The following is a 21,741-nucleotide window of genomic DNA, read 5'->3' as shown; positions in this document are numbered from 1 at the left end:
ATCAAGGATAAGCCGGATGACTGATATCACCGATGCCTATTTCTCCAACCTCATCGGTCGGCTGGAAGAACTGAAGCAGACGCTTGCCGAGCCGATGGCGCAGGCAGCAGCCGTCATCCTCGATGCCGCCCGCGGCGACAAGCGCGTCTATGTCTTCGGCACCGGCCATTCGCATATGCTGGCGGAAGAGGTGCATTATCGTGCCGGCGGGCTCGCCTTCACCGTGCCGGTGCTCGTCGGCTCGGCCATGCTGCACGAGGGTGCGGTCATCAGTTCGGTCTATGAGCGCACGCAGGGCCTGGTGCGGCCGATGCTGGAGCGTTACGGCATGCAGCCGGGCGATGTCATCATCATCGCCTCCAATTCGGGCGTGAACGCCGCGCCGATCGAGGCCGCCGACTATGCGCGCGAAATCGGCGCAAAGGTGATTGCCATCACGTCGATTGCCTATTCCTCAGCGATTGCCAATGGCCGCCGGCGGCTTGCCGACGTGGCCGATGTGGTGCTCGACAACGGGCTGCCACCGGGTGACGCCGTTCTCGATCTCGAAGGCACGGGGCTTCGGGTTGGGCCGGTCTCGACGGCGGTCGGGGTGACGGTCATCAATGCCATCTTCGCCGAGGTCGCCTCCGAGCTTTCGAAATCCGGCGATGCGCCAATTTATCTCAGCGCCAACATGCCGGGTGCCGCTGAGATCAACCAGAAACTCGTCAAGAAATACCGGCCGCGCAACCCGCATCTCTAGAGCAATTCCAGCAAAAGTGCGTAGCGGTTTTGCGTCCGGAATTGCGTGAAAACAAAAAGATAGAGCATGATGCCGAAAAGTGTGAGCGGTTTTCGGACGACATCATGCTCCGATTATTAATCGAGACGGCGGATACAAAAAAGCCGGCGTGAGCCGGCCTCTTCGGTAGGCTGAACCAGGATCAGTCCTTGGCGCGTTCGACGTAGGAATTGTCTTCCGTCGCGATGACGACGCGGGTGCCGGCATTGATGTGCGGCGGCACCATGGCGCGCACGCCGTTCGACAGTATGGCCGGCTTGTAGGAAGACGAAGCCGTCTGGCCCTTGACGACCGGTTCCGTCTCCATGATTTCGAGCGTGACGTGGCGCGGCATCTGGATCGCAAGCGCAATGCCTTCATGCATTGATAGAACGCAGGTCATGCCTTCCTGCAGATAAGCCTTGTCGTCCCCCATCGTGTCGACATCGACGACGACCTGATCGTAGTTTTGAGGGTTCATGAAGTGAAAGCCTTCGCCGTCCTCGTAGAGGAATTGATGGTTCACGTCCTCGACGAAGGCGCGCTCGACCTGTTCGGTGGTGCGCCAGCGCTCGGAAACCTTCACGCCGTCGACGATGCGGCGCATGTCGACCTGGGTGACCGGCGTGCCCTTGCCCGGATGAAAGTTCTGGGCGGTGAGAACGACATAGAGCTTGCCGTCGACATCGAGAACGTTGCCCTTGCGGACCGAAGAGGCGATGACCTTGACCATAAGACTTCCTTGTAACTCGGCTTTCGGCGTCGTAGATGACTGTCGAGACGCTCCGAAGACGCAAATGTTTTTCTTTGGGGCGCAACTAACCTAAAATCCGGGAAATAGCCACCCCCCATACCGGCCTCTCCGGCGAAGAAAGCTTGGAATGAACTCTTCGGCGAAAGCGTCCCCCTGGTGGACCCCGTCCGTGCATGCCGACCGCCGTCGGTTCCTGATCGGACGCAATGCGATCCAGGCGGCGTTGCGCGGGTTTTTCGCGCGCGAGGATTTCATCGAGGTGGATACGGCGGTGCTGCAGGTCTCCCCCGGCAACGAGGCGCATCTGCATGCCTTCGCGACGGAAGCACTGACGACGGATGGGCAAAAGGCGCCGTTCTACCTGCACACCTCGCCGGAATTTGCCTGCAAGAAGCTGCTGGCGGCGGGCGAGGAGCGCATCTCGTGTTTTGCGCATGTCTATCGCAACCGTGAGCGCGGGCCGCTGCACCATCCCGAGTTCACCATGCTCGAATGGTATCGGGCCGGCGAAGGCTACGAGAGCCTGATGATGGATTGCGTGCGGATCCTGGCGCTGGCGACTGAGACGGTGAAGACCGGGAAGCTCGCCTATCGCGGCGGCGAGAGCGATCCCTTCGCCGGGCCGGAGCGGATCAGCATTGCCGAAGCGTTCGAGCGTCATGCCGGCGTCGATCTTCTCGCCTCGGTCGCCGCCGACGGTTCGACCGACCGCGACCATCTAGCGGCCGAACTCAGGCGCGTCGGTGTGCGAGTTGCCGAAGACGACGGCTGGGCCGATCTCTTCAGCCGGGTGCTGGTCGAAAAGATCGAGCCGCGTCTCGGTTTCGGCCGCATCACCATCCTCGACGAATATCCGATCTCGGAGGCAGCCCTTGCCCGTCCCTCGGCGCGCGACCCCAGAGTTGCCGAACGTTTCGAGCTCTATGCCTGCGGCGTCGAGCTTGCCAACGGCTTCGGCGAACTCACCGACGCTGCCGAACAGCGGCGACGGTTCGAGATCGAAATGGCCGAGAAGGCGCGGGTCTATGGCGAGACCTATCCGATCGACGAGGATTTTCTCGCCGCGCTGTCGCTGATGCCTGAGGCAAGCGGTATCGCGCTCGGCTTCGACCGGCTGGTGATGCTCGCGACGGGAGCATCGCGCATCGACCAGGTGCTCTGGGCGCCGGTGGCGGAGGTTGGAAGATGAATGTCGTCAAACCGATCAAGAGCGTCGACGATCTTGTGAAGGCGGGGCTGGTCGCGCCTGCCGATCGCGTAGCGCTCGAGGAGGTGGCGGCGCGTTACGCGGTTGCGCTGACGCCTGCGATCAGTAAGCTCATTGATCGAGCCGATCCCGATGATCCGATCGCTCGGCAATTCGTGCCCGATGCGGCCGAACTCACGATCGCCCCGGAAGAACGCGCCGATCCGATCGGCGATCATGCCCACAGCCGCGTCGAAGGTATCGTTCACCGCTATCCCGATCGTGTCTTGCTCAAGGCCGTGCACGTCTGCCCGGTCTATTGCCGCTTCTGCTTCCGGCGCGAAATGGTAGGGCCGCAGGGCCTCGGCACGCTCGATGCGGCGGCGATGCAGGCCGCTTTCGATTATATCCGCAGGCACGAGGAGATCTGGGAGGTCATCCTCACCGGCGGCGATCCGTTGGTGCTTTCGCCGCGCCGTCTCGGCGAGATCATGGAGGCGCTTGCCGGTATCGCGCATGTGAAGATCATCAGGTTCCACACGCGTGTTCCGGTCGTCGATCCCGAGAAGATCGATGCGGCGCTGATCGCCGCGCTGAAGGCGAGCGGCAAGACGGTGTATGTGGCGCTGCACGCCAACCATCCGCGCGAACTGACGCCGGAAGCGCGGGCCGCCTGCGGCCGCCTCGTCGATGCCGGCATCGCCATGGTCAGCCAGTCGGTGCTGCTCAAGGGTGTCAATGACGATGCCGACGTGCTGGCGAAGCTGATGAAGGCCTTCGTCGAAATCCGCGTCAAACCCTATTACCTCCATCATCCGGATCTGGCGCCCGGCACCAGTCATTTCAGGGTGACGATCGAGGAAGGGCAGGAGATCGTCGCGGCGCTGCGCGGCCGGATTTCCGGTCTCTGCCAGCCGGCCTACATCCTCGATATCCCAGGCGGTCACGGCAAGGCCGTCATCAGCGGAAGCGCGATGCGGGCGACAGGCGACGGATGTTATTCCGTCACCGATTATCGCGGCGGCGAGCATTCCTATCCGCCGGCCGATTGAGACAAAACGCGGCGTTTGCGTGTCATTTCTGTACTCTCCACGCCAGAAACCAGAGTGTGTCGCAGTATCGAAATTACCTTAAGTCATTGATTTAACCTGGTTGTTTACGACGGTGCGGGAATGATCGCTAAAGTCCTAACTATGAGCCTCAGCCATATTTAACTCAATAAATTAGCGGAATGTTCTGTTTTCCGCACTAAAAGAACGCTCATGACAAGGCGATGAACGCCGGATCGGGATCATGAGAATCTTGGAGTGATGGGATGAATAAGGCAATCCGCGACCTCGTAGCCAAATTCGGCAAGCTTCCTGGGTCGATCGACCAGGTCGCCGACGACGCCGATCTTTATGCGGCAGGTTTGACGTCCTTTGCTTCTGTGCAGTTGATGCTTGGCCTCGAAGAGGCCTTCGACATCGAATTTCCCGACAATCTCCTGAACCGCAAATCCTTCGCGAGCATCTCGGCGATCGCCAGGACCGTCGATCTCATCCGGGACGGCCGGAAGGTCGCCTGATGAATTTCCCTGTCAAGATCATGCAGGACGGTCTTGTCACAAGGGTGGCCCGCGTCGCCGAAATTGCGGCGAAACACGCGGATACCGTTGATGCCGAGGCCCGCTTCCCCCGGGAAGCCGTCGATGCGATGAAGGCCGAAGGGCTGCTCGGCATCCAGGTGCCGCGCCATCTCGGCGGCGAATCCGCCTCGATCACCGAGATCGCCGAATTGTGCTCGATGCTCGGCCAGGCCTGCGCCGCGAGCGCCATGGTCTTCGCCATGCACCATATCAAGCTGTCGAGCCTCGTTGAACACGGCGCCGACAGCGAATGGCATCGCAGCTTCATGCGCCGCATCGCCGCCGAGCAGCTGCTGATCGCATCCGCCACCACCGAAGGCGGTATCGGCGGAAACCTGCGCAACAGCATCTGCGCGGTCGAGGTCGATGGCGACACGTGCCGCCTCGAAAAGGATGCGACTGTCATTTCCTATGGCTCGCACGCCGACGCCATCCTTATCACCTCGCGTGCCCACGCGCAGGCGGCTTCCTCCGATCAGGTGCTGACGGCCTTCCTCAAGGACCAGTACACGCTCGATAAAACGCATGTCTGGAATACGCTCGGCATGCGCGGCACCTGCTCCGACGGCTTCCTGTTCAAGGGCGAAGCGCCAGCTTGCCAGATCCTGCCGAAGCCTTTCGCGGAGATCGCGGCGCAATCCATGCTTGCTTCCTCGCACCTCTTGTGGAGCGGCGTCTGGTACGGCATCGCCGTCGACGCCGTTGTGCGCGCCCAGGCTTTCGTGCGTGCCGCAGCCCGCAAGGCGCCGGATGCCCAGCCGCCGGGAGCGCTGCGCCTCGCCGAGGTTTCGAACCTGCTGCAGATGGTGAAATCCAACGTGGTCGCCGGCCTCAAGGCCTATGAGGATGCCAAGGCCGATGCCGACAGGCTGTCTTCGATGGGATTTGCGGTGGCGATGAACAACGTCAAGATCGCTTCGTCCGAGACGATCCTGGAGATCGTCAACCATGCCATGCTGATCTGCGGCATCATGGGCTACAAGAACGGCACGCCCTTCAGCCTCGGACGCCATCTGCGCGACGCGCATTCCGCACAGCTCATGATTTCGAATGACCGCATCCTCGGCAACACGTCGAGCATGCTTCTTGTCCATAAGCAGGACACTAGCCTACTGGGGTGACAGTCATGGATATGCAGACCTCGTTTTTGGACCGGCTTTTCGAATCCGGTCTGCTGATCGATACCGGCATCGACGGGCTCTACGGCCGCAGCGGCCAGTTCGAAGACGTGATCGCTGCCTTCGAGCGCCTGATCGATACGTTCGGCGGCGCCGATGGTGCCGAAGCCATGCGCTTTCCGCCCGGCATGAACCGCGCCTTCTTCGAAAAGAGCGGCTACATGAAGAGCTTTCCGCAGCTCGCCGGCACGGTGCACAGCTTCTGCGGCAGCGAGCTCGATCATGTCAGCCTGCTGCAATGCATGGAAGTCGGCGAAGACTGGACCAAGGGACAGGAGGCGACCGACATCGTGCTGACGCCGGCTGCCTGCTATCCGCTCTATCCGACGATCGCCAAGCGCGGCAACCTGCCGGCGACGGGCGGCCTCTTCGACCTGCAATCCTATTGCTTCCGCCATGAGCCGTCGAAAGACCCTGCCCGCCAGCAATTGTTCCGCATGCGTGAATATGTCTGCATGGGCACCGAGCTGCACGTCACCGATTTCCGCCAGCGCTGGATGGATCGCGGCGTCGAGATGATGAAGGCCGTCGGCCTCGAGGTGACGATCGACGTCGCCAATGATCCGTTCTTCGGCCGCGCCGGCAAGATGCTCGCCAATAATCAGCGCGACCAGAACCTGAAGTTCGAGCTGCTGATCCCGATCACCTCGGCTGCCAACCCGACCGCCTGCATGAGCTTCAACTACCATCAGGATGCCTTCGGCACGAAATGGGGTCTCAATCTCGAAGACGGCAGTGTCGCGCACACCGCTTGCGTCGGCTTCGGACTGGAGCGCATCGCCCTTGCCCTCTTCCATCATCACGGACTCGATGTGAAGCAATGGCCGGCCAGCGTACGGAAAGCGCTGTGGGGCTGAGCAAATCGATGACGTCGGTATTTTCGGGGGTATTTTCGGGAATCGACCCCGAAACCTACCGGGCGCATGCGCTGCATTCCGGCGAGCGCGCCTGGCCGGAAACCAATTGTTATGTCGATCTCTGGATCGAGGTTCTGGCGACATCAGGCGTTGCGCCGGAGGCGATGCTGGGTTTTACCCTGACGCAGGATTTCGAGGGCGACCAGTTCACTTTCTTCAAAGTGCCGCTAGAGGATCTCGAGGCGCTCTACGGCATTCGTGCGACCGAGCTTGCCATCTACGACCGTGTCGAACGCCATGTCGAGGTTCAGATCGCGCGGGGCCGCCTTTGCCTGATCGAAATGGATTCCTTCTACATGCCGGATACGCGCGGCACCGCCTACCGGCAGGAGCACGGCAAGACGACGGTTGCGATCAACCGTCTGGACGTCGCGGCCAAGCGCGTCGATTATTTCCACAATGCCGGCTATTTTCGTCTCGAAGGCGAGGATTTCGACGGGCTGTTCCAGCGGCATCTGACGGAAAACGACCCGCCGTTCCTGCCCTATACGGAATTTGCACGATTCCCGGAAAAACCGGCAGACGAAGCGCATCTGCGCGCGACCGCGCGGCGGCTTGCCGGTTTTCATTTTGCCCGGTGTCCCCGCGAAAACCCGATCCACGCCTTTGCAAGCGTCTTTCCGCAACAGGTCGAAGCGGTGGCGGAACGGCCGTTCGGCTTCTTCCACAAATACGCCTTCAACACGCTTCGCCAGGTGGGCGCCAATTTCGAGCTGGCGGCCGATTACCTCACCTGGCTTTCCCCTGGTGAATTCGCGGCTGCCGCCGAGCATGCCGGGCGCATTTCGGAGGTGGCGAAATCGGTGCAGTTCCAGCTTGCCCGCGCCGTCACCCGCAAGAAGTTCGAGCCGTTGCAGGCAGCACTTGATCCGGCCGCCGATGCATGGGATTCCATGATGGCGTCGCTTGCGGGGCGAATCTGAGGCCGGAGATCTGACCATGCGGGGGCGTTTGGCGAGCATCGGTGCCGCGGAAAGTCTACTTTCCGAAGGCTGGAACCTGATCCTGACGGAGCCGGGCGCCTGCGCCGTGCCGCACGACATCCCGTTGTCGGCACAGTTCATTCCAGCACCCGTTCCAGGCACCGTCGCCGCCGCGCTCGAAAAAGCCGGGCTCTTCGACCGGGAAAATCCCGAGCCGCTGAACACGCGGGATGCCTGGTATCTCTGCCGGCTTTTCGATGCCGAGCCCGGCGACGCGATCCTGCGTTTCGCAGGGCTGGCGACACTCTGCCACGTCTTCCTGAACGGCCAGGAAATCCTGTTTTCCGAGAGCATGTTCACGGCGCACGAGATTCCGGTGACGCTTTCGGGCGGCGATGAGCTGGCACTGTGCTTCCGGGCGCTCGGCCCCCGCCTGTCGGAGCCGGGCCCGCGCGCGCGCTGGCGGCCGCAAATGATCACGCCGCCAGGCTTGAAGAATTTCCGCACGACGCTACTCGGCCATATGCCGGGCTGGTGCCCCGATATCCATGCCGTCGGGCCATGGCGGCCGATTTCGATGGTGCAGCGTCATCCCGTCTCGATCGACAATGTCTCCATCCGCGCCGTATTGGAGGAGAGTGGCGTCGGCCGTCTCAGCGTGTCCCTGCATAGCAATGCGGAGGATCCGGCAATGCTGCTGCGCTGCGGCGGGATGGAGCAGCCCTTCGAAAAGGTCGGCGACAGTCATTACTCGGCTATCCTCAAGCTTTCCGACATCGAGGCCTGGTGGCCGCATACGCATGGCGCTCCGCGTCTCTACGCGCTGACGCTGGTTTCCGACGGCGTGGAATATCCGCTCGGCAGGAGCGGCTTTCGACGTGTCGACGTCGACCGTGGTGCCGATGGCGACGACTTCGCGCTCCTCGTCAACGGCGAGCGGATATTCTGCCGCGGCGCGGTGTGGACGACGGCCGATATCGCGCGATTGCCGGGCGGGCGGGCGGATTATGAGCCGTTCCTGCGGCTTGCCGCTGCAGCCGGAATGAACATGATCCGCATCGGCGGCACCATGGCCTACGAAACGCCTGATTTCTTCGCGCTCTGCGACGAACTCGGTCTGCTCGTCTGGCAGGACTTCATGTTCGCCAACTTCGATTATCCGCGCAACGACAAGGCTTTTCTCGGCCACGTGCATGCGGAGGTCGAAGAATTCCTGCACGGCGTGCAGGCGTCGCCTTCGCTGGCCGTGCTTTGCGGCGGCAGCGAAATCCATCAGCAGGCGGCAATGCTCGGCCTGCCGGCGGAATTCTGGAGCGGGCCGGTCACCGATGAAATCATCCCGGCGGTCGTCGCGCGAATGCGTCCCGACGTGCCCTATGTCCCGAACTCACCATATGGCGGAGCGATGCCCTTTTCGCCCAATGCCGGTATCGCGCATTATTACGGCGTCGGCGCCTATATGCGGCCGATTGCCGATGCGCGCCGCGCCGATGTGCGTTTTGCCTCCGAAAGCCTCGCCTTCGCGCATGTGCCGCAGCAAAGGACGCTGCAGCGTCATCTCGATGTGCCCGCCGTCCACAGCCCGCTATGGAAGGCCCGCGTGCCCCGCGACCGGAGCGCATCGTGGGATTTCGAGGATGTTCGCGACTTCTACCTACAGCTTCTCTACGGTTTCGATCCGGCTGAGCTGCGCCGCGAAGATCCGGAACGCTATCTCGATTTCTCCCGCGCCGTTACCGGCGAGGTGATCGAGGAAACTTTTGCCGAATGGCGGCGCAAGGGCTCCGCCTGCAACGGCGCGCTCGTCTGGACGCTGCAGGATCTGCTGCCCGGCCCCGGCTGGGGAGTGGTCGACTCCACCGGAGAGCCGAAGCCCGTTTGGTATGCGATGCGCCGTGCATTCCGGCCAGTGCAAGTGGCCTTCACCGACGAGGGAACGAACGGTCTCGACGTGCATGTCGTCAACGAGACGGATGCAGCACTCGATGTCGAGCTCGATGTCGTCTGTCTGCGCGGCGGAAAACAGCAGGTCGTCAGCGGCAGCAGGGCCTTCAAGCTGGCGGCAAGGGACACGGAGCGCCTTGCCTGCACCGCGCTGTTCGGCGCCTTCTTCGACACGACCTATGCCTTCCGTTTCGGGCCGCCGGCGCATGATGCCAGTGTGGCGCGCCTGCGCTCGCTGGCGGACGGCACCATTCTCGCCGAGAGCTTCCACTTCCCGTGCGGACGGGGGAAGGCGCTGCATGATGCAGGTATCGAAGCATCATTCACCAGAGACGGCGACGACTGGTTCGTTGACCTCAGGACCGACCGGCTGGCGCAATCTGTGCATATCGACGTCGAGGGCTATCGGGCCGACGACGACTGGTTCCACGTTGCCCCCGGCGCGATGCGGCGCGTGACGCTCCACGCGCTGTCCGGCGTGGAAAGCGATATTCCGCCTGCGGGCGAGATCAGAAGTCTAGGCAGTTCGCATCGCGTCGCAATCGAGGGCTGACGCCCATGCGATGAATGATGCCGATCCATGGGAAAGACCGTGATTTGAGAACGATATACCGCCTTCTGCGCGCCCATGTCCTGCAGCGGCTAATCCCGCGGTCGCGTCTTGCCTTCAATCCGCGCAGGCCGGTGGAAATCGTCGGCTATCTCTCGATGGCGGTCGGCGTCGGCGAATCGGCAAGGCTCTGCGCCGGCGCTCTTTCGGAGGCTGGGCGGGCGATTTCGCTCTCCGACGTCAGCACGCATCCTGACGAGAATTCCTTCGCCGGATGGATGCCGTCGCATCTCTCCACCGAACCCGCGGGAAGCCGGATCTGGCATCTCAATCCGCCGATGCTGCCGCGCGCCATCCTGAAGAAGGGCGTTGCGGATTTCACCCGCGCCTTCAACATCGGCTATTTCGCCTGGGAGCTCGAAGTCGTGCCGGCCGAGTGGCGCAATGCGATGCACTACATGAATGCCGTCTTCGTGCCGTCGGAATTCACCAGGCGGGCGATTGCACCCCTCACTGCGGCACCGGTCATCGTCGTTCCGCATCCTGTCACCGAGAAGCCGGCGACGGAAGGCATGCGCCAAAAATTCGGCATCGAGGAAGACGCCTTTCTCGTCAGCTTCATCTTCAGCGCCGGCTCCTCGATCAACCGAAAGAATCCGCAGGCCGTCATCGAGGCCTTCAGGATATTTGCCGCCGAATGCCCCAGCGCCTTCCTGTTGATGAAGGCCAGCGGCGATATCAACAAGGATAAGGGCCTGCGCGAATTGGTCGCCTCGGTCGCGGGCAATACCCGGATCAGGATCGTCACCGACAGGATGTCGGACTCCGATATCAACGGCCTCATCCGCTGTTCAGACGCCTATCTTTCGCTGCATCGTTCCGAGGGTTTCGGACTGACGGTGGCCGAGGCGATCATACAGCGTACACCCGTCATTTCCACGGCCTGGTCGGGCACGGTGGATTTCTGCGATCCCGACAATAGCTGGCTGGTTGCCTCTCCCCTCATTCCGGTGGTCGATACCCATCCCGAATTTGTGGGGCTCGAAGGCGCGGTCTGGGCCGACCCCTCATCCGAGGCGGCGGCCGCGCACCTGCGAGACATCTTCCGCACACCCGAGCGTGCACGGGAGAAGGCCGAGAAAGCGCGGGAGTTCCTGCTGCGTTACCTCGCTGAAAACAGCTACGAGAAGGCGCTTCAGACGCTGGCGGCGATGCAGGCCAGCTAAGGTGCCACTCCGCTTTATTTTAACATTTTCGCATTAGAGATGGCGGGTATGCGGCTTTAGAGCATGTCGCGCAAAAGTGTGCAGCGGTTTTGCGATAACGACATGCGTAAAAACAAAAACCTAAAGTGCGAGGAGCGATCTGAAGATCGCGACGCGCTTTAGGCCGATCCTGACGGATGGACAGATGTCGAAGGGTATTATCGCAAACTCGGTGATGAATGGCGCGGCAGGCATGCTGCTGCTTCTGACGGGCTTCGTTTCCTCGATCATAACCGCGCGGCTGCTCGGGCCGGAAGCCAACGGCATCGTCGCCTTTTCGCTCTGGCTGGTGGTGACCGGCGCCTCGATCGCCGAGCTCGGCTCCAGCATCACGCTGCTGAAGACCTTGCCGCAACTTTCGGCGGAAGGCTTCGACGCGCGCCGCCGACGGGGTTTTGCCGCCATCCTCGTCAGCTTCATGATGTTCTCGACCGTCGTGCTGCTGGCGCTCTACGCGCTGTTCTTCCTCACCTCCGAAAAGATGCACTGGGCCGACACCGCGCCCTCCGTCGCTCTGGTCACGGGCGTGCTGTTCTTCGTCCAGGCGATCGGTTCCTTCGTCAAATTCTACCTGATCGGCGAAAAGAAGCTCGGCGCCTTCTTTAAGCTGACGGTCGCCGTCTCGATCGTGCAGCTTGCCGGCGTTGCCGTCGGCGCCGTTTTCTACGGCGTCGAAGGCGTTCTCGTCGGTTATGCGCTCGGCCAACTGGTGCTGTTTTTCGCCACGCTGCCGATCCTTCTGGCGCGGCGCGACTGGTGCGGAGTCTCGCTGAAATATCTCGCCTCCTCCTCCGTCATCCTGTCGATCCAGTTCATCATCGATTCCATTTTCCTCAACCGGCTCGAGCTGCTCTTCCTGCAGCAGTTCTGGTCGGTGGAGATGGTCGGCTATTATGCCGTCGGCCTGTCGATCGCGAATATCGCGCTGCAACTGCCGATCCAGATGACCGGCAGCTTGCTGCCCTATTATTCCGAGCGGCGGCATAACAGCGACGATTCGACGTTGCCGGTCGAGGTCTTTACCGCCGTCACCCGCAGCATGGCCTATATCGTGCTGCCGCTGAGCCTCGGGCTTGCCGCGATCTCCAGCGAACTGGTGCTCGTGGTGTTCGGTGAAGCGTTTCGCCGCAGCGGCACGGTGGTGGCGCTGCTTGCGCTCGTTGCTCCCGCCTATACCTTCATGCAGATCCTCAGCCTCTACCTGCTGTCTATGGACAGGGCCCGCTCCCGCCTGAACATCAGTGTGATAGGTGGCCTTCTGATGGTAGCGGGTTGTTTACTGATCATACCTAGGCTTGCAGCCGAGGGTGCCGCACTCGTGCGCATCCTCGTATTCGTTGCGATGTCGGTGATGATGATCAGACAGACAGGATTCGGATCCCAGCTTTCGGGTCTCTACGCAAGCCTGACGAAGGTGACGCTCGCCTCCGTCCTCTGCGCTTGCGGAGCGACTTCAGTGCTGGAATTCGTCCAGGGTCCGGCCGGATTGGTCGGCGCGATCATCGCAGGCGCATTCTGCTATTTCGCAGCACTCCGCGTGCTGCGCGCCGTGCCGGGCGAGGATGTCGAAGTCATGCGTTCCATTCTCGAGAAGATGCCGTCCCTGCTGCGGCGACCGGTCCGCCACGCGATCAATTTCATCGCGCCGCGGCTTCCAGGCGATCCCGATCGCGCCAAGGTCGCGCCTGGCGAATTCTCACTCGAACCGGCCGAAGGTGCGGGACGGAGTGCCGCCCTGCCTGTCGTCTTCGACGGCACGATCGGGCTGTTCATGCCTGAAAATCCTCTCGCCAAGAAACGTTCGGCCGCGGTGCTCTTCGTCAGCCCCTGGGGTTTCGAGGAGATGTGCAGCCGTAAATTCTTCCGCGTCGCGGCCGAGCATTTCTCGGATATCGGCGTGGCGAGCCTGCGCTTCGACTATCGCGGCACCGGCGATGCGCTCGATTTCGACGCACTGCCGGCGAGGCTGGAAACCTGGGAAGGTTCGATCCGTGCGGCCGCCGACAAGCTGAAATCACTGAGCGGCTGCGACCGCGTCATCCTCATCGCCCAAGGCCTCGGCGCGACCCTTGCCCATCGCGTCGGTTCCTCGATCGACGGCGTCGACAGCCTCGTCATGCTGGCGCCGGTGCTGAGCGGCAGAGCCTATCTTCGCGAACTCAACATGTGGTCCAAGATCATCGATGCCGATCTCGGCCTCGGCAAGGAGCATGTCCAGACCGCCAAGGTGCAGATCGCCGGGCTCGTCATGCCCGAAGAGATCGCTGCCGAGCTCGGCAAGCTCAACATCACCTCGCCGCAGGGGCTCGCAACCTCCCGCTACCTGATCCTCGAACGTCCTGCCAAGGCCGAGGATACAGGTTTTGCCGATGCGCTGAAGGCGCTTGGCGCCGATGTCGAGCAGAAGGCTTTCGAAGGTTATGACGAGCTCGCCACCAATCCGCTGTTTGCCAAGACGCCGATGGCTGTCGTGGCGCTGCTGACGGCGTGGCTGGAGGCGACGACGACGGAAACATCCGCCGCCCATTCGCAGTCAGCGATCGACAACCTGCCGCTTGCCGGCGAAGGTTTTGAGGAAACGCCGGTGCGTTTCGGAAGCCATAACCATCTGGTCGGCGTCGTCAGCCGGCCGCTCGGCGAGATCAAGGGCAATGCCGTGCTCTTCCTGTCGACGGCCTATGACCGGCATGCCGGCTGGGGACGGACGACGGTTGATATGGCGCGCGAGCTCGCCCGCCAAGGGTTCGTTTCGCTGCGCTTTGATTCCGCCAATGTCGGCGACAGCCCGCCGCGGCCGGATGCGCCGGAACAGGTGCTTTATTCGGACACGCAGACCGCAGATGCTGTCGCCGCGCTCGATCTACTCGAAAACGTCGTCGCCGGTCCCGTCATGGTCGCCGGCCGATGCAGCGGCGGCTATGTCGCCTTCCGCGCCGGCGTCGCCGACGAACGCCTGAAGGCAGTCGTGTCGATCAATCCCTTCGTCTATTACTGGGATCCCGACGTGCCGGTGCGCCGGGAGCATGTCGTCTCGGTCCCGCGTAGCCTTGATGATTACAGCCAGCGCCTGGCGCGACTCGACACGCTGAAGCGGCTGCTGCGCGGCCAGGTCGACGTCGTTGCGGCGCTGCGGAACATCGTCATAGCCGCCGGCCGCCGGCTGTCGCCGTGGATCGCGCCGCTGCTCGAGCTGCTTCCCGGCCGGCGCTATATCGCCCGCGAAGTCCGGCACTCATTCGCGCTGTTCGGCAAGCGTAAGGTACCGCTGACGCTGATCTACAGCGTGGCCGATGTCGGGCTCGACCATGTCTATTTCCACTTCGGGCCGCGCGGCGCCAGGCTTTCCCGCTATCCGAACGTGCGGCTGCTGATGCTGCCGGATGCCGATCACAATCTGACGCCGCCGCAATCGCGTAAATTCGTGCTCGACGAGATCATCCGTCTGGCGAAAGCATAACCGGCGATTTTACAGCGCCGCGTCGTTTCACACGCGCAATGCTGTAGCTTATGCGGCAGGAAGACAGGATCAGATGCTTTTCGCGGCGACGACATCAAGCGACCTGTAGAGATCGATGTAACGTCCGGCGACGATATCCCAGGAATAGCCGCGGGCGGCGTCGAGAAGCTCTGTTCGAACGGTGTCCGGTTGGCGCCAAAGGTGTTCATAGGCCGTTTCGAGCGCCGTGGCGGCGGTCTCAGGATTGGTGAAATCGGCAAGCATGAGAACGGGATGCCGGGCGGCAAGCGTCGCAAAGGCATCGTTGGCGTTCAGCACCGGCAGGAGACCGGCGCTCATCGCCTCCAGCGCCACCAGGCCAAACCCTTCATATTCCGAGGCGGAGGCGAAAATCGAGGCTTCTGCGATGACGCGTCGGATGGTGTCGTTGTCGGGCGACACATGCAGGGTGACGCGGCCGGAAAGATGGCGGCTTTCGATTGCGCCTTCGACATCCGCCCGGTCCAGGTCGGATTCGGCGCCGACGATGTCGAGTTGCCATTCCGGGTCGCGGGTCTTCAGCGCGGCCATCGCATCGAGCAGATGGTCGATGCGCTTGTTCACCGAGAACCGGCCGATCGTGACGATGCGGCGCTTTGCCCGGCGCGAAGCGGTGTCGGCGAATTTGCCGATATCGGCGCCGTTTTCGATCAGGAGGCTGTCGGGCACGATCTCGGAAAACTGCTTGAGGTCGGAGGCGCTGCAGCAGACGACGCGGCGGTAGGCCATCGCCGAAGCACGGGTCAATGTCCGGAACCAGATCTTCTTAATCGTCGCGTATTTCCGCGTGTGGAAGAAGCCGCCATGGGTGGTGACGATCATCGGCTTGCCGTGCAGCAGCCGGCCCCAGGCGAGCACGTCGAAGAAGAAGTCGATGGCATGGACATGCACGAGATCGGCATCGGCGAGATGGCGGAAAACCTGCGGTGCCAGAGGATAGCGGCTGGTGCCGAACCAGGGAATGCGAACCACCTCGATGCCGTCGATATCTTCGCGAAGCGGCAGCTTGTCTTCAGGCGCGGTGAAGAGCGAATCCAGCGTGACGACGCGCACGCGGTAACCGCGGCGCACGGTCTGGCGGGCGAGATTGGCGACGACGTCTTCCAATCCGCCGCGGTTGGGCAGGAACTGGCGCACGACATGGACGATCAGGGGGCCCGTTCCCAACTGCGGGCTTTCGCGTACCCTATCTGCCTCGATAATCGACATTTTCCACCTATCGCTGCACGCCGGCCCGTATTGATGCGGGCTCTTAACACAGCAACGACCAGATATGTCCGGCGTTAAGGCACGGTTTAAGCGACCGCTTGCGAAGGCCAATCTTCGCCAAAAAGGTTAACCGCGTCTGACGGGAATTCAGAAGGCCTTGAAGGTCAGCGTCGTCAGCGAACGGACGATGCCGGGAATATTGGCGATGTTGTCGTTGATGAATTTGCCGATATCCTGGCCTTCCTCGATATAGACCTTCAGCAGCAGATCGTAGTCGCCGCTGGTCGAATAGAGCTCCGAGACCAGTTCGGTCTGGTAGATGGCGTCGGCGACATCATAGGTCTTGCCGGGTGCGCATTGGAGCTGGACGAAGATCGGCTTCATGGAGATTTCCTGCAAAGTTGTTTGGTAGGCATAATGGTCGAAAGCGCCATGCCGATGCAAGCCGTTCGTCACGCAGTCGGATTGGCGGTGGCTTCTGCGACGATCCAGTCACGAAAGGCGGCAAGCGGCGCATAATCGGCGCGCTCGGGCGGAGAGGCGAGATAATAACGCTCGCGACTTTCCATTTCACGGTCGACAGCGGCGACGAGATCGCCGCGCCTGATCTCCTCCTGCATCAGGAATGTCGGCAGCAGGGCAACGCCGAGGCCGGCGATTGCGGCCTGCGCGGCGGTAGCGAACTGGTCGAAGAGCATGCCGTGCACGCTTTCGAAGGAAACGCCATTGCCTGCGAACCATTGCTCCCAGGCGTCGGGACGCGTCGTCAGGTGCAGCAGCGGAACGGCGAGCAGATCTTCCGGCTCGGCGATCGCGTATCGCTTCAGAAAATCAGGACTGCATGCCGGCACCGTGCGCTCCGACATCAGAAACGCGAGTTCGGCGCCTGGCCAGTGCGGATGGCCGAAATGGATGGCGGCGTCGATCGAATCGAGGCGGAAATCGAAAGGCGAAAGCCGGGTCACCAGATTGATGGTCACGCCGGCATTGGCAGCGAGAAAGCGTCCCAGGCGCGGCGCCAGCCAGCGGGTGCCGAAGGTCGGCAGGATGGCGAGATTGAGCGTGCCGCCGTGCGGATTGGCGCGCAGGTTCAGCGAAGCGCTCGATATCCGTCGCAGGGCCTCGCGAATCTCACGGGCATATCCGTCGCCGGCAAGCGTCAGCCGCATGGTCTGGCGTTCGCGCAGGAAGAGCTCGACGCCAAGCTGCTCTTCCAGCGCGCTTACCTGGCGGCTGACGGCGCTCTGCGTCAGATCGAGTTCGCGCGCCGCTGCCGTCACGCTGCCGGTGCGGGCGACCGCCTCGAAGGCGGCGAGATGCGAGATCGATGGCAGAAAACGTCTAGACGTCAGCATGGTCATTCCGTTTCAGAATGGACTATTTCCGAAATAGCGATATTTGCGGCTTTGTCGCGCGTGTAAAGAGGTTCATCCTGCAAAAACGGAATGAGCCGGAGTTTCCCAATGCCGCAAGCCTTCGTTTCCCCGGACCGCATCCGATCGTTGTTTACCGAGGCGATGTCGCAGATGTACCGGGCGGAGGTGCCGCAATACGGCACGCTGATCGAACTGGTGGCGGATGTGAATGCCGGCTGCCTCGAAAAGGATCCTGACCTGCGCGATCGCCTGGCCCGCGCCGGCGAGCTGGAGCGCATCGATGTCGAGCGTCACGGCGCCATCCGGCTCGGTACGGCCGACGAACTCTTCACCATTCGGCGGCTGTTTGCGGTCATGGGCATGCAGCCGGTCGGCTATTACGATCTTTCGGTCGCCGGCGTGCCGGTTCATTCCACCAGCTTTCGGCCGATCGCCGAGGCAGCGCTCAACGTCAATCCATTCCGTGTCTTCACCTCGCTGCTGCGACTGGACCTGATCGAGGACGAGGGGTTGCGCGGCGAGGCCGAAGCCATTCTGGCGAAACGGCGGATCTACACGCCGCGCGCCGTCGCGCTGGTCGAGCGCCACGAGCAGAACGGCGGCCTGACCGAGGCGGAGGCGACGGAATTCGTCGCCGAGGCGCTGGAAACCTTCCGCTGGCATGGCGAAGCAACAGTCAGCGCCGAAACCTACAAGCGGCTGCACGATGCGCATCGGCTGATCGCCGACGTCGTCAGCTTCAAGGGGCCGCACATCAACCATCTGACGCCGCGCACGCTCGATATCGATGCGGTCCAGGCCCGCATGCCGGAACGCGGCATCACGCCGAAGGCGGTCATCGAAGGGCCGCCGCGCCGTCATTGCGATATCCTGCTACGACAGACGAGTTTCAAGGCGCTGGAGGAAACGATCGCCTTTTCCGGTGATGACGGTGCGATACAAGGGACGCATACCGCCCGCTTCGGCGAGATCGAACAGCGCGGCGTGGCGCTGACGGCGAAGGGCCGGGTGCTCTATGACCAACTGCTCGCCTCGGTTCGCGGTGAGGTGCAGGTCGGCGCCGGCGGCGCCAAGGCCGGCGCCTACGACCACGAACTCGCCGCGCGTTTCAAGGCGCTGCCGGACAGCTGGGACGAGCTGCGCAGGGCGGATCTGGCCTTCTTCCGCTATTCCGCGACGCCTGCGGGCATTGCTGCTGCGGCCGGCAGCACGCTGCCCGGCGATCCGGAGGCACTGATTGCCAAGGGTTACCTCGCCTTCACTCCGATCGTCTACGAAGACTTCCTGCCCGTCAGCGCCGCCGGCATCTTCCAGTCGAACCTCGGTACCGACCAGCAGCAGAACTACGCGACCCGCTCGAACCGCGACGCCTTCGAGACAGCACTCGGCGCCACCGTCCAGGACGAGTTGGCGCTCTACGCCGAACGCCAGGCGGCATCGCTGGATTCAGCGCTGGAAGCGCTCGGCCTTGCGGGCTTGCCGTTGAAGACCGTTGCGTGAAATGGCAGGTTCAACACCTTCTTTTTTGCATTAGAGTATCCGCGATTTCGCTCTGATCGGACTGAGCCATGCTGAATGATCCGCGCTCCCACGGCCTCTGGGAAAAGACCGCGCCCGAAGCGCCGACGACCTCGCCTCTCGAAGGCGCGGTATCGGCCGATGTCGTCATCGTCGGCGGCGGTTACACCGGGCTCTCTTCCGCCCTGCATCTTGCCGAAGCCGGGTCGAAGGTGGTGCTGCTGGAGGCCAAAGAGATTGGTTTCGGCGGCGCCGGGCGCAATGTCGGGCTGATCAATGCCGGTATGTGGGTGATGCCGAACGATCTGCCCGACGTGCTCGGCCCGGTGCATGGCGAACGTCTGCTCGATCTGCTCGGCAATGCGCCGAAGCTGGTCATGGAGCTGATCGACAAACATCAGATTGCCTGCGAACTCGAACGGAACGGCACGCTGCATTGCGCGGTCGGCGCGGACGGGCTGAAGGAAATCGAAAATCGCGCGGCGCAATGGTCCGCCCGCGGCGCAGCCGTGACGCTGCTCGATGCGGCGGAAACGGCAAAACGTATCGGCAGCGATGCCTATACCGGTTCTCTGCTCGACAACCGCGCCGGCACCCTGCAGCCGCTTGCCTATGCGCGCGGCCTTGCCCATGCCGCCGTCAGGGCTGGCGTCGCCATTCACACATCCAGCCCGGTCATCGCGACGGAGCGTAACGGCAGCCGCTGGACCGTGAAGACATCAAGAGGCGAGGTCAGCGCCGAGTGGATCATCGTCGCGACGGATGCCTACAGCACCGGTCCGTGGGAGCAGGTGCGCAGCGAACAGGTGCATCTGCCCTATTTCAATTTCGCCACCGTGCCGCTCGGCCACAATCTGCGCCAGTCGATCCTGCCCGGGCGGGAAGGCGCATGGGATACCAAGGAAATCCTCTCCTCCTTCCGCATGGACCAGGCCGGCCGCCTCGTTTTCGGCAGTGTCGGGGCGTTGCGCAATACCGGACTGGCCGTACACAAGGGTTGGGCCAAACGCGCGTTGAAGCGGCTCTTCCCAGTTATCGGCGACGTCGAATTCCAGTGTGAATGGTATGGCCAGATCGGCATGACCGACAATGCGCTGCCGCGCTTCCACAAATTCGCGCCTGGTGTCGTCGGCTTTTCGGGCTACAATGGCCGCGGCATTGCCCCCGGTACGGTCTTCGGCCGTACGCTGGCGGAGCATATCCTCGGCCGGCTTCCGGAAGCCGATCTGCCGCTGCCGCTGACTTCGCCCACCGAGCCAAGCTTCCGTGCACTCAAGGAAATATGGTACGAAGCCGGCGCTCAGGTCGCCCATTTCGCCGATGCCCGCTTCTAAAGAAGAATAAGATTGGAAACACGACAATGACCATCGCCGTCCTCGATCTCGCCACCGAAACCGCCAAACTGCTCGCCGAACTCGGCGTCGATGCCGGCCGCTATCACGGCGGCACGCTTTCCGTCACTTCGCCGGTCACCGGCAAGGAAATCGGCAAACTCAGGGAACATTCCGTTTCCGAGACGAAGGCGGCGATCGAAGCGGCGCATCAAGCCTTCCTCGAATGGCGTGCCGTGCCGGCGCCGAAGCGCGGCGAACTGGTCCGCCTGCTCGGCGAGGAACTGCGCGCCGCAAAGACGGCGCTCGGCCGTCTGGTTTCGATCGAGGTCGGCAAGATCACCTCGGAAGGCCTGGGCGAAGTGCAGGAGATGATCGACATCTGCGATTTCGCCGTCGGTCTTTCCCGTCAGCTCTACGGCCTGACGATCGCCACCGAGCGCTCCGAGCACCGGATGATGGAAAGCTGGCATCCGCTCGGCGTGATCGGCATCATCTCCGCCTTCAACTTCCCGGTTGCCGTCTGGTCGTGGAACGCCGCACTTGCGATGGTCTGCGGCAATTCCACCGTCTGGAAGCCCTCGGAAAAGACGCCGTTGACGGCGCTTGCCGTGCAGGCGCTGTTCGAGAAGGCACTGAAGCGTTTCGTCGCCGAGGGCGGTAGCGCACCGGCCAATCTGTCGACGCTGATCATCGGCGGCCGTGAGGTCGGCGAAGTGCTGGTCGACCATCCGAAGATCCCACTCGTCTCCGCGACGGGCTCGACCGCCATGGGCCGCGCCGTCGGTCCGCGCCTGTCGCAGCGTTTTGCCCGCGCCATTCTCGAACTCGGCGGCAACAATGCGGCGATCGTCTGCCCGAGCGCCGATCTCGACCTAACGCTGCGCGGCGTCGCCTTCTCCGCCATGGGCACGGCCGGCCAGCGCTGCACGACGCTGCGCCGTCTCTTCGTGCATGACAGCGTCTACGACCAGCTGGTGCCGCGCCTGCAGAAGGCCTACGGCTCCGTCACCATCGGCAACCCGCTCGAGACCGGCACGCTTGTAGGGCCGTTGATCGACGGTCAGGCTTTTAAGAACATGCAGGCAGCGCTCGGCGAGGCGAAATCGGCCGGCGGCACGGTGACCGGCGGCGACCGCGTCGAAACCGGTTCGACCGAGGCCTTCTACGTTCGCCCGGCGCTTGTCGAAATGCCCGATCAGACCGGCCCGGTCGAGCACGAGACCTTCGCGCCGATCCTCTATGTGATGAAGTATAGCGATTTCGACGAGGTGCTGGCACTGCACAATGCCGTGCCGCAGGGGCTGTCGTCGTCGATCTTCACCAACGACATGCGCGAGGCCGAAACCTTCGTCTCCGCTCGCGGTTCGGATTGCGGCATCGCCAACGTCAATCTCGGGCCGTCGGGCGCCGAGATCGGCGGCGCCTTCGGTGGCGAGAAGGAAACCGGCGGCGGCCGCGAATCCGGCTCGGATTCCTGGAAGGCCTATATGCGCCGCTCCACCAACACCATCAATTACGGCAGGACGCTGCCGCTTGCGCAGGGCGTCAAGTTCGACGTCGAATAAGTCGGCGGCAAAAGGCTGCAAAAGAGAGGCGGCGCTCGGGAAGCGCCGCCTTTTTGCCAATTCGAGATTTATTCCCCTGTAATATGAAATATTTAGTCAAGATATTGTGATGGCTTTTCCGGCCAAGCCAAACTTG

17 protein-coding genes are annotated in these 21,741 nt (G+C 62.5%); 13 read left to right on the top strand and 4 right to left on the bottom strand.

Going from position 1 to position 21,741, the window contains the following annotated elements:
* Positions 1 to 16: 16 nt before the first annotated feature.
* Positions 17 to 745 carry an SIS domain-containing protein gene (locus BA011_RS19020; protein WP_064649570.1) on the top strand — a complete coding sequence of 243 codons (729 nt, stop codon included), beginning with the start codon at positions 17 to 19 and terminating at the stop codon, positions 743 to 745.
* 181 nt (positions 746 to 926) lie between these two features.
* Here the strand turns inward: BA011_RS19020 and efp are convergent, their stop codons facing one another.
* Positions 927 to 1,496, bottom strand: a complete 570-nt coding sequence (gene efp, locus BA011_RS19015; protein WP_017962511.1) for an elongation factor P — start codon at positions 1,494 to 1,496, stop codon at positions 927 to 929.
* A 148-nt stretch (positions 1,497 to 1,644) separates the two neighbouring features.
* On the opposite strand from efp, the gene epmA reads away from it, so the two are divergent.
* The 9 genes from epmA (at position 1,645) to BA011_RS18970 (ending at position 14,564) form a co-directional block, all read left to right on the top strand.
* Positions 1,645 to 2,706 carry an EF-P lysine aminoacylase EpmA gene (gene epmA / locus BA011_RS19010; protein ID WP_065281599.1) on the top strand — a complete coding sequence of 354 codons (1,062 nt, stop codon included), beginning with the start codon at positions 1,645 to 1,647 and terminating at the stop codon, positions 2,704 to 2,706.
* A complete protein-coding gene (locus BA011_RS19005; RefSeq protein WP_065281598.1) occupies positions 2,703 to 3,755 on the top strand; it encodes a lysine-2,3-aminomutase-like protein in 1,053 nt (350 codons plus the stop codon). Before epmA ends, BA011_RS19005 begins: the two co-directional genes overlap by 4 nt.
* Positions 3,756 to 4,018: 263 nt before the next feature.
* Positions 4,019 to 4,270 carry an acyl carrier protein gene (locus BA011_RS19000; RefSeq protein ID WP_017962508.1) on the top strand — a complete coding sequence of 84 codons (252 nt, stop codon included), beginning with the start codon at positions 4,019 to 4,021 and terminating at the stop codon, positions 4,268 to 4,270.
* Positions 4,270 to 5,451 (top strand): acyl-CoA dehydrogenase family protein, encoded by a 1,182-nt coding sequence (locus tag BA011_RS18995; protein WP_065281597.1) that lies wholly within the window; start codon positions 4,270 to 4,272, stop codon positions 5,449 to 5,451. Before BA011_RS19000 ends, BA011_RS18995 begins: the two co-directional genes overlap by 1 nt.
* Positions 5,452 to 5,456: 5 nt before the next feature.
* A complete protein-coding gene (locus BA011_RS18990; RefSeq protein WP_065281596.1) occupies positions 5,457 to 6,365 on the top strand; it encodes an amino acid--[acyl-carrier-protein] ligase in 909 nt (302 codons plus the stop codon).
* The gene (locus BA011_RS18985) at positions 6,356 to 7,348 is read left to right on the top strand and encodes a DUF1839 family protein (RefSeq protein ID WP_186806460.1); all 993 of its coding nucleotides are present in this window, start codon (positions 6,356 to 6,358) and stop codon (positions 7,346 to 7,348) included. Before BA011_RS18990 ends, BA011_RS18985 begins: the two co-directional genes overlap by 10 nt.
* A gap of 16 nt (positions 7,349 to 7,364) precedes the next feature.
* Positions 7,365 to 9,845, top strand: a complete 2,481-nt coding sequence (locus BA011_RS18980) for a glycoside hydrolase family 2 protein (protein ID WP_065281595.1) — start codon at positions 7,365 to 7,367, stop codon at positions 9,843 to 9,845.
* A gap of 44 nt (positions 9,846 to 9,889) precedes the next feature.
* A complete protein-coding gene (locus BA011_RS18975; RefSeq protein WP_065281594.1) occupies positions 9,890 to 11,068 on the top strand; it encodes a glycosyltransferase family 4 protein in 1,179 nt (392 codons plus the stop codon).
* Between the two features lie 184 nt (positions 11,069 to 11,252).
* Positions 11,253 to 14,564 carry an oligosaccharide flippase family protein gene (locus BA011_RS18970; protein ID WP_065281593.1) on the top strand — a complete coding sequence of 1,104 codons (3,312 nt, stop codon included), beginning with the start codon at positions 11,253 to 11,255 and terminating at the stop codon, positions 14,562 to 14,564.
* 69 nt (positions 14,565 to 14,633) lie between these two features.
* Here BA011_RS18970 and BA011_RS18965 read toward each other — a convergent pair whose 3' ends face one another.
* From BA011_RS18965 to BA011_RS18955, 3 genes are all read right to left on the bottom strand, one after another.
* Positions 14,634 to 15,812: a glycosyltransferase family 4 protein gene (locus BA011_RS18965; RefSeq protein WP_065281592.1), complete on the bottom strand. Its 1,179-nt coding sequence runs from the start codon at positions 15,810 to 15,812 to the stop codon at positions 14,634 to 14,636.
* Positions 15,813 to 15,959: 147 nt separating this feature from the next.
* Positions 15,960 to 16,196, bottom strand: coding sequence for an Lrp/AsnC ligand binding domain-containing protein (locus BA011_RS18960; RefSeq protein WP_003543721.1), 237 nt, complete (start codon positions 16,194 to 16,196; stop codon positions 15,960 to 15,962).
* A 68-nt stretch (positions 16,197 to 16,264) separates the two neighbouring features.
* On the bottom strand, positions 16,265 to 17,173 hold the full coding sequence (locus BA011_RS18955; RefSeq protein ID WP_065281591.1) for a LysR family transcriptional regulator: 909 nt from the start codon (positions 17,171 to 17,173) through the stop codon (positions 16,265 to 16,267).
* Positions 17,174 to 17,257: 84 nt separating this feature from the next.
* Between BA011_RS18955 and BA011_RS18950 the strand changes: the two genes are divergently transcribed.
* The 3 genes from BA011_RS18950 to BA011_RS18940 all read left to right on the top strand — a co-directional run bounded on the left by BA011_RS18950 (position 17,258) and on the right by BA011_RS18940 (position 21,605).
* Positions 17,258 to 18,688, top strand: coding sequence for a VOC family protein (locus BA011_RS18950; RefSeq protein WP_065281590.1), 1,431 nt, complete (start codon positions 17,258 to 17,260; stop codon positions 18,686 to 18,688).
* 68 nt (positions 18,689 to 18,756) lie between these two features.
* A complete protein-coding gene (locus tag BA011_RS18945) occupies positions 18,757 to 20,040 on the top strand; it encodes an NAD(P)/FAD-dependent oxidoreductase (protein WP_065281589.1) in 1,284 nt (427 codons plus the stop codon).
* 26 nt (positions 20,041 to 20,066) lie between these two features.
* The gene (locus BA011_RS18940; protein WP_065281588.1) at positions 20,067 to 21,605 is read left to right on the top strand and encodes an aldehyde dehydrogenase family protein; all 1,539 of its coding nucleotides are present in this window, start codon (positions 20,067 to 20,069) and stop codon (positions 21,603 to 21,605) included.
* Positions 21,606 to 21,741: the final 136 nt, after the last annotated feature.

The sequence above is a fragment of the Rhizobium leguminosarum genome (assembly GCF_001679785.1).
Classification (GTDB): Bacteria; Pseudomonadota; Alphaproteobacteria; order Rhizobiales; family Rhizobiaceae; genus Rhizobium; species Rhizobium leguminosarum_R.
This window is presented reverse-complemented; position numbering and strand designations above follow the sequence as displayed.

Coding starts and splice junctions, on each gene's coding strand:
- BA011_RS19020 (WP_064649570.1), top strand. CDS start 17: ATGACTGATATCACCGATGCCTATTTCTCCAACCTCATCGGTCGGCTG.
- efp (WP_017962511.1), bottom strand. CDS start 1,496: ATGGTCAAGGTCATCGCCTCTTCGGTCCGCAAGGGCAACGTTCTCGAT.
- epmA (WP_065281599.1), top strand. CDS start 1,645: ATGAACTCTTCGGCGAAAGCGTCCCCCTGGTGGACCCCGTCCGTGCAT.
- BA011_RS19005 (WP_065281598.1), top strand. CDS start 2,703: ATGAATGTCGTCAAACCGATCAAGAGCGTCGACGATCTTGTGAAGGCG.
- BA011_RS19000 (WP_017962508.1), top strand. CDS start 4,019: ATGAATAAGGCAATCCGCGACCTCGTAGCCAAATTCGGCAAGCTTCCT.
- BA011_RS18995 (WP_065281597.1), top strand. CDS start 4,270: ATGAATTTCCCTGTCAAGATCATGCAGGACGGTCTTGTCACAAGGGTG.
- BA011_RS18990 (WP_065281596.1), top strand. CDS start 5,457: ATGGATATGCAGACCTCGTTTTTGGACCGGCTTTTCGAATCCGGTCTG.
- BA011_RS18980 (WP_065281595.1), top strand. CDS start 7,365: ATGCGGGGGCGTTTGGCGAGCATCGGTGCCGCGGAAAGTCTACTTTCC.
- BA011_RS18970 (WP_065281593.1), top strand. CDS start 11,253: ATGTCGAAGGGTATTATCGCAAACTCGGTGATGAATGGCGCGGCAGGC.
- BA011_RS18965 (WP_065281592.1), bottom strand. CDS start 15,812: ATGTCGATTATCGAGGCAGATAGGGTACGCGAAAGCCCGCAGTTGGGA.
- BA011_RS18960 (WP_003543721.1), bottom strand. CDS start 16,196: ATGAAGCCGATCTTCGTCCAGCTCCAATGCGCACCCGGCAAGACCTAT.
- BA011_RS18955 (WP_065281591.1), bottom strand. CDS start 17,173: ATGACCATGCTGACGTCTAGACGTTTTCTGCCATCGATCTCGCATCTC.
- BA011_RS18950 (WP_065281590.1), top strand. CDS start 17,258: ATGAGCCGGAGTTTCCCAATGCCGCAAGCCTTCGTTTCCCCGGACCGC.
- BA011_RS18945 (WP_065281589.1), top strand. CDS start 18,757: ATGCTGAATGATCCGCGCTCCCACGGCCTCTGGGAAAAGACCGCGCCC.
- BA011_RS18940 (WP_065281588.1), top strand. CDS start 20,067: ATGACCATCGCCGTCCTCGATCTCGCCACCGAAACCGCCAAACTGCTC.